Here is a 12,335-nt window from a genome sequence, read left to right as displayed (position 1 = left end):
GGCCGGGCGGCTTTTTCTTGCGCGCCATTCGCGCCGAGAGCGGCGCTGCACCGGCACTTCATCAAATGATCAAGCTGCGCCGCAGCAACTGATCAGGCCCGTATCCGGGGCAACCCTGGGTTCGCCGCAAGCTCGGCACCGAGGTGTTTTGAATCAAGCACTTAGCGCGAGTGGCACGGCCGTTGCCCTTACCTGTCCGCCCTGGCCGTTCGCCGGGGTCGAAGTGATGGATTGAACAAATGAAGCTCGCTCCCCCCAAGGCGGTCCGGTCGACGACGGATTCAGCGGCCCGGATGACCGGACAGCCCTGCTTCGTGCGCGTGACCGGCACGCTGGGCGAGCGCTTCGTCGAATTCGAGTTCGCGATCGGCGACCCGGAGCTGTCGGTCGAGCTGGTGATGCAGTTCGACCAGTTCCGCGAGTTCTGCGCGACGCACGAGGTCACCCACCTGAGCGCCGAGGAGGGCGCGCGGCTGGACTTCGAGCGCATGAAGTGGCGCTTCGGCGCCCCCGGCATCACCGACTGATCGAGATCGATCGCCCAGACAGACGAAGGCCCACAGGAGACAACGCCGTGCAAGTCGACATCAAGACCACCGACATCCATCCGATCCGCCAGACCTTCGCGCACGTGGCGCGCCGACTGGGCGCGGACAAGCCCGCGTCGCGCTACCAGGAGGCGACGCTGGACATGCAGCCGACGACCAACTGGCACTACCGCCCGCTCTGGGACGCCGAGCACCACGTGTTCGACGTGCGCCGCTCCAGCATCGTGATGGCGGACTGGTACTCGTTCAAGGACCCGCGCCACTTCTACTACGGCGTCTACACGATGGCGCGCGCCAAGCAGCAGGAGGGCGTGGACAAGCAGTTCGAGTTCGCCGAGAAGCGCAACCTGCTCGGCCTGCTCGACGACGCGGCGCGCGATTCGCTGACCCGCGTGCTGGTGCCGCTGCGCCACTACGAGTGGGGCAGCAACATGAACAACACCTACTGCTGCGCCTACGGCTACGGCACGGCCGTCACGCAGGCCTGCTCGTACGCGGCGATGGACCGGCTGGGCATCGCGCAGCAGCTCTCGCGCATCGGCCTGCTGCTCGACGGCAGCCAGGGCAGCTCGCTCGACGCCGGCAAGATCGCCTGGCTGTCGGACCCCGCCTGGCAGGGCGTACGCCGCGTGATGGAGAACCTGTTCGTCACGAAGGACTGGTTCGAGCTGTTCGTCGCGCAGAACCTGGTGTTCGACGGCCTGCTGTACCCGCTGATCTTCCGCCACTACGTCGATGAGGTCAGCCCGCGCACCGGCAATGCGCTGGCGATGCTCACCGAGTTCATCAACGACTGGTATGCGGAAAGCGCACGCTGGGTCGATGCCACCGTCAAGACGGCGGCCGAGGAGTCGCCCGCCAACGCCGCCCGCCTGGCCGAGTGGGTCGCCATGTGGCGCGACGAGGTGCTGCGCGCGCTCGGGCCACTGGCAGCACTGGCGCTCGGCGAACAGGGCGCCGCAGCGCTTGCCGACGTGCGCGCCGAGTTCGATGCCCGCGCCGCACGCCTGCGTCTCGCAGCCTGATCGCGCCCCAGAACCGACCACCGAGGACACCCCATGAGCCCCACCGCACCCACCGCAGGCGCCTCGCGACAGCCCGTGTTCATCTCCTTTCAGACCAATGACATCTCGCGCGGCATCGTCGACGCCATCGTCGCCGACAACCCCGAGGCGACCGTTTCGGAGTACCCGGCGATGGTCAAGATCGACGCGCCCGGGCGTCTCGTGATCCGCCGCGAGTCGGTCGAGGAACGGCTCGGCCGGCGCTGGGACGTGCAGGAACTGCACCTCAGCCTGATCTCGCTGTCCGGAAACATCGACGAGACCGACGAAGAGTTCACCCTCCAGTGGGGCGCGCGCCGTTGAGCCGCCCGCCCGCCGAAATATTCCCCCTCAGCAGCAGGAGATCCGCATGAGCCAAACCGCCGCCAAGCCCGGCAAGCGCCTGGGCATCAAGGAACGCTACGCGATGATGACGCGCGGCCTCGGGTGGGAGACCACCTACCAGTCCATGGACGACGTGTTCCCGTTCGACAAGTTCGAGGGCATCAAGATCCACGACTGGGACAAGTGGGAGGATCCGTTCCGCCTGACGATGGACGCGTACTGGAAGTTCCAGGGCGAGAAGGAGAAGAAGCTCTACGCGATCATCGACGCGTTCCAGCAGAACCAGGGCCAGTTCAACATCAGCGACCCGCGCTACCTGAACACCCTCAAGCTGTTCCTGACCGGCGTGTCGCCGCTCGAGTACGCCGCGCACCGCGGCTACGCGATGGCCGGCCGCTCGTTCCGCGGCGTCGGTGCCCGGGTGGCCGCGCAGATGCAGTCGATCGACGAGCTGCGCCACGCGCAGACGCAGATCCACACGATCAGCCACTTCAACAAGTACTTCGACGGGCTGCACGACCCGCAGTACATGCACGACCGCATCTGGTACCTGTCGGTGCCCAAGTCCTACTTCGAGGACGCGATGACGGCGGGGCCGTTCGAGTTCGTCACCGCGATCTCGTTCTCCTTCGAGTACGTGCTGACCAACCTGCTGTTCATGCCCTTCATGAGCGGCGCCGCCTTCAACGGCGACATGGCCACGGTGACCTTCGGCTTCTCGGCGCAGAGCGACGAGTCGCGCCACATGACGCTGGGCCTCGAGGTCGTGAAGTTCATGCTCGAGCAGGACCCCGGCAACGTGCCGATCATCCAGAAGTGGGTCGACAAGTGGTTCTGGCGCGGCTACCGGCTGCTGACGCTCGTGTCGATGATGATGGACTACATGCTGCCCAAGCGCGTGATGAGCTGGAGCGAGGCCTGGGAGATGTACTTCGAGAAGAACGGCGGCGCGCTGTTCGAGGACCTGGCCCGCTACGGCATCCGCATGCCCAAGTACCACGAGGTCGCGCAGGCCGAGAAGGGCCACCTGTCGCACATCGCCTGGGCCACCTTCAACAACTACGGCCACGCCGCCGACTTCAACACCTGGGTGCCGCAGTCCGACGAACTGGACTGGCTGAGCCAGCAGTACCCGGCGACCTTCGACGCCGTCTACCGCCCGCGTTTTGAATGGCTCGCTGCCTACGAGAAGCAGCACGGCAAGATGTGGCGCAACGACACGCTGCCGATGCTGTGCCAGGTGTGCCAGGTGCCGTGCATATTCACCGAGGTGTCGGACCCGACGCGCATCAGCCTGCGCGAGACCTCGTACCACGGCATGAAGTACCACTGCTGCTCGGATGGCTGCATGGACATCTTCAAGGACGAGCCCGAGAAGTACGTCCAGGCCTGGATGCCGGTGCACCAGATCTACCAAGGCAACTGCTTCCCCGAGGGCACCGACCCGACGGTGCCGGGCTTCAACCCCTTGGCCGCGGTGCTCGACTACTACCACATTAAGCCGGGCGCCGACAGCGGCGACTTCAACACCTCGCCCGACCGCCACAACTGGGAACGCTGGACCGGCCAGGACCTAACGCCGCCTGCCGCCGAGCCCAAGGCCGCCTGAGGAGCCCGCCATGCCCACCATCGCCCTGAAGCCCGGCTACTCGGGCCCCGTGGAGGACACCGAGGACAAGTTCCACGGCAACCGCCTGCTCTACATCTGCTGGGACGAGCACCTGCTGTTCTGCGCCCCGGTGGCGCTGCCGCTGCCGGCCACCATGCCGTTCGGCGCGCTGCAGTCGCAGGTGCTGCCCGGCATCTACGGCAGCCACCCCGACTTCGCCCAGGTCGACTGGTCGAAGGCGGTCTGGACGCATGGCAGCGAGCCCTTCCAGCCCGACCCGGAGAAGTCGCTCGCGGACAACGGCCTGGTGCACAAGTCGGTGATCCGCTTCCGCACGCCGGGGCTGCACGGCATCCAGGGCTCGCGCAGCTGAGAGAGAGGCGCCCATGAGCTTTCAGATCACGATCGAGCCGTTGGGCCAGGCGGTCGCGGTGCGCGACGGCCAGACCGTGCTGGATGCCTGCCTGCGCGCCGGCGTCTGGCTGCCGCATGCCTGCGGCCACGGCGTGTGCGGCACCTGCAAGGTCCAGGTGCTCGAGGGCGAGTGCGAGCACAACGAATCGTCGAGCTTCGCGCTGATGGACTTCGAGCGCGACGAGGGCAAGATCCTCGCCTGCTGCGCGACGGCCAGCACCGACATCGTCGTCGAGGCCGACATCGACGAGGACCCCGACGCCCAGTTCCTGCCGCTGGAGGACTACCGGGCCGAGTTGGTCGAGGCGCGCATGCTCACGCCCACGATCCGCGGCCTGTGGCTCAGGACCGACCGGCCGGTGTCCTTCCAGGCCGGCCAGTACGTGATGCTGCAGGTGCCCGGGGTCGACGGCGAGCGCGCGTTCTCGATCGCCAACGGGCCGAACGAGGACCTGGTCGAACTGCACATCCGCCGCGTGCCCGAGGGGCGCGCCACCGGCTGGCTGCACGACACGCTGCAGGTCGGGCAGACGCTGCACTTCACCGCGCCGAGCGGCCGCTTCTTCGTGCGCAAGTCGGCCGGACTGCCGCTGATCTTCGTGGCCGGAGGCTCCGGGCTGTCGAGCCCCAAGTCGATGATCCTCGATCTGCTGGCCGAAGGCAGCACGTTGCCGATCACGCTGGTGCAGGGCGCGCGCAACGAGGGCGAGCTCTACTTCCGCGAGCTGTTCGAGCAGCTGGCGCAGAAACACCCGAACTTCAACTACGTGCCGGCGTTGTCGGACCTGCCTCCGGACTCGGCCTGGACGGGCGCGCGCGGCTATGCGCACGAGGCGCTGAAGGCGCGGTTCGCCGGCGACTTCCGCGGCCACACGGCCTACTTGTGCGGGCCGCCGCCGATGATCGAGGGCTGCATCGCCACGCTGATGCAGGGTCGCCTGTTCGAGCGCGACATCTACACCGAGAAATTCTTCACCGCAGCCGACGCCGCCAACGCGGCGCCGCGCAGCCCGCTGTTCAGAAAGCTCTGAGCGAGTCGGCGCCATGTGCTCAGCGGCCCTGCCATTCCCTGGAGAACGCCCGCACCACATCGATGAACGTGGCGAGGATCGGCGACGGATCGTCGCGCCGGTGGATGCAGGCGAGCTCGATGTCCTTCAGGAAGCGGCAGTTCAGCGGCCGGTACACCACCCCGGGCAGCTGCAGGCTCGCGGTCGACTCGGTTGCAATGCACAGTCCAAAGCCGCCGGCCACCAGCGCCACGCAGGTCAGCACGTCCTCCACCGATTGCGCCACGTTCATGCGCGCGCCCTCGCGGTGGAACGCGGAGGCCACCTGCTGGGCCAGGCCCGGCAGCGGCGAGTTGGGGTAGAGGATCAGCGGCTCGCCGTCCATGTCGCGCACCGTGATCTCGCGCTGCTCGCACAGCCGGTGGCTCTTGTAGAGGCCGACGACCAGCCGCTCGCGCAGCACGGTCTCGATCACCAGATCGGGTTCGCGCGGGAACAGGCGGTTGAAGCCCACCGTGATGCGGCGGTCGCGCAGCGCCTCGATCTGCTGCACCTTGCTCAGGTGGTGCAGCTCGATCTCCACCGTCGGCCGCTCGGCGTGGAAGCGCGCCAGCAGCCGCGGGATCACGTCGAGCACGCCCGAGCCGAAGATGCCCACGTCGATGCGACCGATCATGCCCTTGCCGGCGAGCTGGGTGCGCTCCTTGGCGCGGCCGGCCAGCGTCAGCAGGTTGGGCACCTCGTCGAGCAGCACCTGGCCGGCCTCGGTCAGCTCCACGCCCTTGGGCGTGCGCACGAACAGCGCCGTGCCCAGTTCCTCCTCCAGCGCGCGGATCTGCCGGGTCAGCGGCGGTTGCGCCATGTGCAGCCGCTCGGCGGCGCGGCGGAAGTTCCGTTCCTCGGCCAACGCCAGGAATTCGCGCATCTGTCTCAGTTCCATCGGAGCGCTCCGTGTCGGTTTGCCAATACTGGATTGGTATCGATTCTGCGAAAAGCAGTATTGGACAGTATCGGACGCGAACCCTATCGTTTCAACCGTTCGGTCGTGATGCAGCGCGTGCAAAGACACGTGGCACCGGCCGCACGGTCAGGAGACAAGGCATGAACGGCGCACCGCGGCGCGAGCAGGTCTGAGGCAGGCCATGTCGCACTACGAGGTTCACATCGACAACACCGGCGAGGCCTATGGCTGTGCCGATACGCGCACGCTGCTCGAAGGCATGGAGGCGCTGGCGCGCCGCGGCATCCCGGTCGGCTGCCGCGGCGGTGGCTGCGGTGTCTGCAAGGTGCGCATCGAGACCGGCACCGTGCGCACCGAGAAGATGAGCCGCGCCCACGTCAGCGTGGCCGAGCAGGCGGCCGGCTATGTGCTGGCCTGCCGCGCCTACCCGCAGAGCGACCTGCGGCTGTGCGCCGTCGAGAAGATGGCGCGCTGCATCGAGCGCAGCCATGCCCGTTCCTTCCTCGACGCTGCGCGTGCCGCGCAGCGATCGACGACTTCCTGACCGCGACCCACCCCCCAAGAGGAGACAACCATGGCCATGACTGGCGTACTGAGACCCGGACACGTGCAACTGCGCGTGCTCGACCTGAAAGCGGCAACCGAGCACTACGGCAACGTGATGGGCCTGTGGGAGACCGGCCGCGACGCCCAGGGGCGCGTCTACTTCAAGGCCTGGGACGAGCACGACCACCACAGCGTGGTGCTGCGCGAGGCCGACGAGGCCGGCATGGACTTCATGGGCTTCCGCGTCGACTCACCGGCCACGCTGAAGAAGCTGGCCGCCGACGTGAAGGCCAGCGGCCTGGCGACCAACCTGCAGTGGATCGAGGCCGGCGAGATGCTCAAGACCGGCGAGCGCTTCCGCTTCACGGTGGCGACCGGGCACTCGATCGAATTGTTCGCCGAGAAGGAGAAGGTCGGCAACGGCATGCCGCTGGAGAACCCCGAGATCTACCCGGACGGGCTCAAGGGCATGTCGCCGTCGCGCTTCGACCACTGCCTGCTGTACGGCGACGACCTCGACGGCACCGTCAAGCTCTTCATCGACGTGCTGGGCTTCAGCCTGGCCGAGCAAGTGGTGGCCGGCCCGGACCGGCTGCAGATCGCGGCCTTCATGACCTGCTCCAACAAGCCGCACGACATCGCCTTCATCCGCCATCCGGAGAAGAACAAGTTCCACCACGCCTCCTTCATTCTGGACAACTGGGGCGAGGTGCTGAAGGCGGCCGACATCATCACGCGCAAGCGCGTCTCGCTCGACATCGGCCCGACGCGCCACGGCATCACGCGCGGCGAGACGATCTATTTCTTCGACCCGAGCGGCAACCGCAACGAGGTGTTCTCCGGCGGCTACATCGCCTACCCGGACCGCCCCACGCTGACCTGGACCGACGACGAGCTGGGCCGCGCGATCTTCTATCACGACCGCAAGCTCAACGAGGCCTTCCTGAGCGTGGTGACTTGATCCACCCCCGTTGCGGCTGCGCCGCTCCCCCTCGAAGGGGGCGACGCTGGCGGGCCGGCGAAGCCGGACCCGCGGCGTCTGCTGAAGTGGGCCGTGGCGAACCGAAGCGTCGGGCGACCCGACAGACCGAATGATCGATTGACCGAGATGACATCTTCCACCGTTCCCTTGCGCAACCTCTCGTCCGAAGCGGCGCATGCCGCCGTCGCGGCGGCGGTCGCGCATGCGCGCGGCCTCGGCATCCGGGTCAACGCGGCGGCGGTCGACGTGAGCGGCGTGCTGCTGGCCTTCCTGCGCATGGACGGCGCCTTCCTGCATTCGGGTGGCATCGCGATCGACAAGGCCTACACGGCGGCGAGCTTCGGCTTCCCGACCGAGGGCTGGGGGCCGGTGCTGGAAGGCGATGCAACGCTGAAGGCCGGCCTGCCGGCGGTACCGCGACTGGTGGTGTTCGGCGGTGGCGTTCCGGCCTACGAGGGTGCGCAGCGCGTCGGCGCGCTCGGCGTGTCGGGCGGTTCGGCCGAGCAGGACGCGGCCTGTGCGCGGGCCGGGCTGGCCGCCATCGGGCTCGCCGAACAGGCGCAATGATTTCCGCAGTGATCCAAGACCAACCATGAAACAGTTCCTGAACTTCATCGACGGCGAGTTCGTCGCCACCGACAAGACCTTCGCCAACCGCGCGCCGGTCGACAACCGCGTGCTGGGCCTGGTGCACGAGGCCGGGCGCACCGAGGTCGATGCCGCGGTGGCCGCGGCGCGCGCTGCGCTGAAGGGCGAGTGGGGCCGCATGCCGGTGTTCAAGCGCGTCGAGCTGCTCTATGCAGTGGCCGACGAGATCAACCGCCGCTTCGACGACTTCCTGGCGGCCGAGATCGCCGACACCGGCAAGCCGCTGAGCCTGGCCTCGCACATCGACATTCCGCGCGGGGCGGCCAACTTCAAGGTGTTCGCCGACATCATCAAGAACGTGCCGGCCGAGACCTTCGAAATGGCCACGCCCGACGGCGGCCAGGCGCTGAACTACGCGGTGCGCACGCCGGTCGGCGTGGTCGGCGTGGTGTGCCCGTGGAACCTGCCGCTGCTGCTGATGACCTGGAAGGTCGGCCCGGCGCTGGCCTGCGGCAACACGGTGGTCGTCAAGCCCTCCGAGGAAACGCCGGCCACCGCCACGCTGCTCGGCGAGGTGATGCAGAAGGTCGGCATCCCCAAGGGCGTCTACAACGTCGTGCACGGCTTCGGTCCGGACTCGGCTGGTGCCTTCCTGACGCAGCACCCGGGCGTCGATGCGATCACCTTCACCGGCGAGACGCGCACCGGCGAGGCCATCATGGCCGCGGCCGCCAAGGGTGTGCGGCCGGTGAGCTTCGAGCTCGGCGGCAAGAACGCCGGCATCGTGTTCGCCGATGCCGACTTCGACAAGGCGGTGGCGGGCATCACCCGCAGCGCCTTCGAGAACTGCGGCCAGGTCTGCCTGGGCACCGAGCGCGTCTACGTGCAGCGGCCGATCTTCGAGAAGTTCGTGCAGGCGCTGAAGGCCAAGGCCGAGGCGCTGAAGGTCGGCCCCTCGGAAGAGCCCGGCGTGGGCCTGGGGCCGCTGATCTCGGCCGAGCACCGCGACAAGGTGCTGGGCTACTACCGCAAGGCGGTGGAGGAGGGCGCCACTGTCGTCACCGGCGGCGGCGTGCCTAAGATGAGCGGCGTGCTGGCCGAAGGCCATTGGGTGCAGCCGACGATCTGGACCGGCCTGCCTGAATCGGCCGCGGTGATCCGCGAGGAGATCTTCGGCCCGTGCTGCCACATCACGCCGTTCGACACCGAAGAGGAGGCGATCGCGCTGGCCAATGCCACCGACTACGGACTCGCCACCACGGTGTGGACCCAGAACCTCGGTACTGCGCACCGCGTGGCCCGGCAGGTCGAGGTCGGCATCTGCTGGATCAACAGCTGGTTCCTGCGCGACCTTCGCACCGCCTTCGGCGGCGCCAAGGCCTCGGGCATCGGCCGCGAAGGCGGCGTGCACTCGCTCGAGTTCTACACCGAGCTGCGCAACGTGTGCGTGAAGCTGTGAGGGCCGGACGATGAGCACTGCGAATCCCGAGATCGGCAAGAAGGTCCGCACCGGCGCCTTCGAAAGCAATGTGCATGACCAGGGCACGTCGGCGCCCGGGCAACCGCCGGTGCTGTTCGTCCACGGCTCCGGCCCCGGTGTCAGCGCCTGGGCCAACTGGCGGCTGGTGCTGCCGCGGCTGGCGACGCAGCGCCGCGTTGTCGCGCCCGACATGCTGGGGTTCGGCTACACCGACCGCCCTCAGCCGGCCGACCAGGCGGGCGTCTACACGATGGACGCCTGGGTGCAGCAGGCGGTCGACCTGCTCGATGCGCTCGACATCGCGCAGGCCGATCTGGTGGGCAACTCCTTCGGCGGTGCACTCGCGCTCGCGCTGGCGATCCGCCACCCGCAGCGCGTGCGCCGCCTGGTGCTGATGGGCAGCGTCGGCGTGCGCTTCCCGATCACGCCGGGGCTTGACGCGGTGTGGGGCTACACCCCGTCGTTCGAGAACATGCGCGGCATCATGGACGTGTTCGCGCATGACCGCCGGCTCGTCAACGACGAGCTCGCGAAGCTGCGCTACGAGGCCAGCATCCGCCCCGGCTTCCAGGAGTCGTTCGGGGCCATGTTCCCGGCGCCGCGCCAGCGCTGGGTCGACGCGCTCGCCAGCCCGGAGGCCGCGATCCGCGCGCTGCCGCATTCCACGCTGGTGATCCACGGCCGCGACGACCAGGTGATTCCGATGAGCACCTCGCTGACGCTGGCGCAGTGGATCCCGGATGCCCAACTGCACCTGTTCGGACGCTGCGGCCACTGGACGCAGATCGAGCACACCGAGCGCTTCGTCCGGCTGGTCGGCGACTTCCTCGCGGAAGCCGATGCCGCCGCCGGCGCCAGCGCCACTGCCTGAATTCCCACTTTCCGACCCCAGACCATGGACCTCCAACGCATCCAGGGCTACGGCGACGAGCTCTACCAGGCGCTGCTGAATCGCACGCCGGTGGCGCCACTGACCGAGCGCGAACCCGAGATCACTATCGACGACGCCTACCAGATCCAGCTGCGCATGATCCAGCGCCGGCTGGACGCCGGCGAGACCGTGATCGGCAAGAAGATCGGCGTGACGAGCAAGGTCGTGATGGACATGCTCAAGGTCAACCAGCCCGACTTCGGCCATCTGCTCTCGAGCATGGCCTTCAACGAGGGCGAGCCGATCCGCATGAGCACGCTGATCGCGCCGAAGGCCGAGGCCGAGGTGGCCTTCGTGCTCAAGCGCGACCTGGTGGGCCCCGGCGTCACCGCGGCCGACGTGCTGCGCGCCACCGACTGCGTGATGCCGTGCTTCGAGATCGTCGACTCGCGCATCAAGGACTGGAAGATCAAGATCCAGGACACCGTGGCGGACAACGCCTCCTGCGGCGTGCTGGTGCTCGGCGGCGTGCGCAAGGACCCGCGTCGCCTCGACCTGGCGCTGGCCGGCATGGTGCTCGAGAAGAACGGCGAGATCGTCAGCACCTCGACCGGAGCGTCGGTGCAGGGGTCGCCGGTCAATGCCGTGGCCTGGCTGGCCAACACGCTGGGCCGCCTCGGCATCGCGCTGAAGGCCGGCGACGTGATCCTGTCGGGTTCGCAATCACCGCTCGTGCCGGTGGTGGCCGGCGACAGCCTGTATTGCAGCGTCGGGGGCCTCGGCGGCGCCTCGGTGCGATTCGTCGAATGAGCGGGAACACTCCATGAACCTCGATGCCAAGACCATCGCCCAGCTCGCCGAGCACCTGGAAACGGCCGAACTGCAGGCGCGCGACGTCACCAAGATCACCGACGACTTCCCCGGCATGGACTGGGACGATGCCTACGCGATCCAGGACGAGATCCGCCGTCGCAAGGAGTCGCGCGGCCACAAGACCGTCGGCCTGAAGGCCGGCCTGACCTCGTTCGCGAAGATGAAGCAGATGGGCGTGACCAGCCCGGTGTTCGGCTTCGTCAGCGACTACATGAGCCGGCCCGATGGCGGCGAGATCCAGACCTCCGAGCTGATCCACCCGAAGGTCGAAGCCGAGATCTGCATCGTCACCAAGGCGCCGCTGCGGGGGCCGGGCTGCCACGTCGGCGCCGTGCTCGCCGCGGTGGACTTCGTGGTGCCGGCGGTCGAGATCATCGACTCGCGCTACCGCGACTTCAAGTTCGACCTGAAGAGCGTGGTGGCCGACAACACCTCGGCCTCGCGCTTCGTCGTCGGCGGGCGCATGCGCGACCTGGCCGAGCTCGACCTGCGCACGCTGGGCGTGGTGCTCGAGAAGAACGGCCAGGTCGTCGCGATGGCGGCCGGTGCCGCAGTGCTGGGCCATCCGGCCGCGGCGGTGGCAATGCTGGCCAACCATCTCGGCGCCCGCGGGCAGGAAATCCCGGCCGGCACTTTCATCATGACCGGCGGCGTCACCGAGGCGATCGCGGTCGAGGCGGGCGACGCGGTCAACGTGCGCTTCCAGGATCTCGGCAGCGTGTCGATGCGTTTCGTCTGAGACCCGAACAGAAGAACAAGAGAGACGAGAGACACACCATGAACACCATCTGTCGAGGCCTGAGCACATTGCTGCTGCTCTATGGTCTGCAAGGTCTGAGCGGGTGCATGCAGGCGCCTGATTTCAGTGCGGTGAAGGCCGAGCGCCAGAAGCCGGTACTGAGGACCGACACCTTCCAGTCGGCGTCGAGCAACGGCCGGGTCCTGGTGGCGGGGACCGCGAGCGGCGCGCTGGTCAGCTCGGCCGATGCGGGGCGCAGCTGGAGCCGCCAGCGCCTGGCCTCGCCGGCCTCCGTCATTGCCCTGACCGCCTGCGCCGACGGCAGC

At 68.0% G+C, this 12,335-nt stretch carries 15 protein-coding genes; 14 read left to right on the top strand and 1 reads right to left on the bottom strand.

The features are described 5' to 3' along the window. Positions 1 to 239: 239 nt before the first annotated feature. From ASC67_RS19390 to ASC67_RS19365, 6 genes are read left to right on the top strand one after another with little or no spacing between them, the layout of a single operon-like run. Positions 240 to 527 (top strand): phenol hydroxylase subunit, encoded by a 288-nt coding sequence (locus tag ASC67_RS19390; protein WP_200946985.1) that lies wholly within the window; start codon positions 240 to 242, stop codon positions 525 to 527. A gap of 47 nt (positions 528 to 574) precedes the next feature. Then, positions 575 to 1,573 carry an aromatic/alkene monooxygenase hydroxylase subunit beta gene (locus tag ASC67_RS19385; protein ID WP_056326069.1) on the top strand — a complete coding sequence of 333 codons (999 nt, stop codon included), beginning with the start codon at positions 575 to 577 and terminating at the stop codon, positions 1,571 to 1,573. Positions 1,574 to 1,606: 33 nt separating this feature from the next. Then, on the top strand, positions 1,607 to 1,915 hold the full coding sequence (locus ASC67_RS19380) for an MmoB/DmpM family protein (RefSeq protein ID WP_056326065.1): 309 nt from the start codon (positions 1,607 to 1,609) through the stop codon (positions 1,913 to 1,915). A gap of 46 nt (positions 1,916 to 1,961) precedes the next feature. Next, entirely contained in the window at positions 1,962 to 3,545 is a 1,584-nt protein-coding gene (locus tag ASC67_RS19375) for an aromatic/alkene/methane monooxygenase hydroxylase/oxygenase subunit alpha (RefSeq protein WP_056326060.1), read from the top strand. A gap of 10 nt (positions 3,546 to 3,555) precedes the next feature. Next, on the top strand, positions 3,556 to 3,918 hold the full coding sequence (locus ASC67_RS19370) for a phenol hydroxylase subunit P4 (RefSeq protein ID WP_011829874.1): 363 nt from the start codon (positions 3,556 to 3,558) through the stop codon (positions 3,916 to 3,918). 13 nt (positions 3,919 to 3,931) lie between these two features. After that, positions 3,932 to 4,990, top strand: a complete 1,059-nt coding sequence (locus ASC67_RS19365; protein WP_056326056.1) for an NADH:ubiquinone reductase (Na(+)-transporting) subunit F — start codon at positions 3,932 to 3,934, stop codon at positions 4,988 to 4,990. Positions 4,991 to 5,009: 19 nt separating this feature from the next. Here the strand turns inward: ASC67_RS19365 and ASC67_RS19360 are convergent, their stop codons facing one another. After that, positions 5,010 to 5,909: a LysR substrate-binding domain-containing protein gene (locus ASC67_RS19360; RefSeq protein ID WP_056326051.1), complete on the bottom strand. Its 900-nt coding sequence runs from the start codon at positions 5,907 to 5,909 to the stop codon at positions 5,010 to 5,012. A gap of 202 nt (positions 5,910 to 6,111) precedes the next feature. Between ASC67_RS19360 and ASC67_RS19355 the strand changes: the two genes are divergently transcribed. The 8 genes from ASC67_RS19355 to ASC67_RS19320 all read left to right on the top strand — a co-directional run. Beyond that, positions 6,112 to 6,474 (top strand): 2Fe-2S iron-sulfur cluster-binding protein, encoded by a 363-nt coding sequence (locus tag ASC67_RS19355; RefSeq protein WP_011829871.1) that lies wholly within the window; start codon positions 6,112 to 6,114, stop codon positions 6,472 to 6,474. A gap of 30 nt (positions 6,475 to 6,504) precedes the next feature. After that, positions 6,505 to 7,437 (top strand): catechol 2,3-dioxygenase, encoded by a 933-nt coding sequence (locus ASC67_RS19350; protein ID WP_056326048.1) that lies wholly within the window; start codon positions 6,505 to 6,507, stop codon positions 7,435 to 7,437. Between the two features lie 147 nt (positions 7,438 to 7,584). Beyond that, positions 7,585 to 8,025, top strand: a complete 441-nt coding sequence (locus ASC67_RS19345; protein WP_056326042.1) for a heme-binding protein — start codon at positions 7,585 to 7,587, stop codon at positions 8,023 to 8,025. A 25-nt stretch (positions 8,026 to 8,050) separates the two neighbouring features. Continuing rightward, on the top strand, positions 8,051 to 9,505 hold the full coding sequence (locus ASC67_RS19340; protein ID WP_056326039.1) for a 2-hydroxymuconic semialdehyde dehydrogenase: 1,455 nt from the start codon (positions 8,051 to 8,053) through the stop codon (positions 9,503 to 9,505). 10 nt (positions 9,506 to 9,515) lie between these two features. Then, entirely contained in the window at positions 9,516 to 10,397 is an 882-nt protein-coding gene (locus ASC67_RS19335) for an alpha/beta fold hydrolase (protein WP_056326035.1), read from the top strand. 24 nt (positions 10,398 to 10,421) lie between these two features. Further along, positions 10,422 to 11,207, top strand: coding sequence for a 2-oxopent-4-enoate hydratase (dmpE, locus tag ASC67_RS19330; protein WP_056326032.1), 786 nt, complete (start codon positions 10,422 to 10,424; stop codon positions 11,205 to 11,207). A gap of 13 nt (positions 11,208 to 11,220) precedes the next feature. Further along, a complete protein-coding gene (gene dmpH / locus ASC67_RS19325; protein WP_056326030.1) occupies positions 11,221 to 12,009 on the top strand; it encodes a 2-oxo-3-hexenedioate decarboxylase in 789 nt (262 codons plus the stop codon). Between the two features lie 38 nt (positions 12,010 to 12,047). Beyond that, the coding region (locus ASC67_RS19320; RefSeq protein WP_235566397.1) for a hypothetical protein at positions 12,048 to 12,335 on the top strand (288 nt) is incomplete at its 3' end.

It is taken from the genome of Methylibium sp. Root1272, assembly GCF_001425905.1.
GTDB lineage: Bacteria > Pseudomonadota > Gammaproteobacteria > Burkholderiales > Burkholderiaceae_C > Methylibium.
This window is presented reverse-complemented; position numbering and strand designations above follow the sequence as displayed.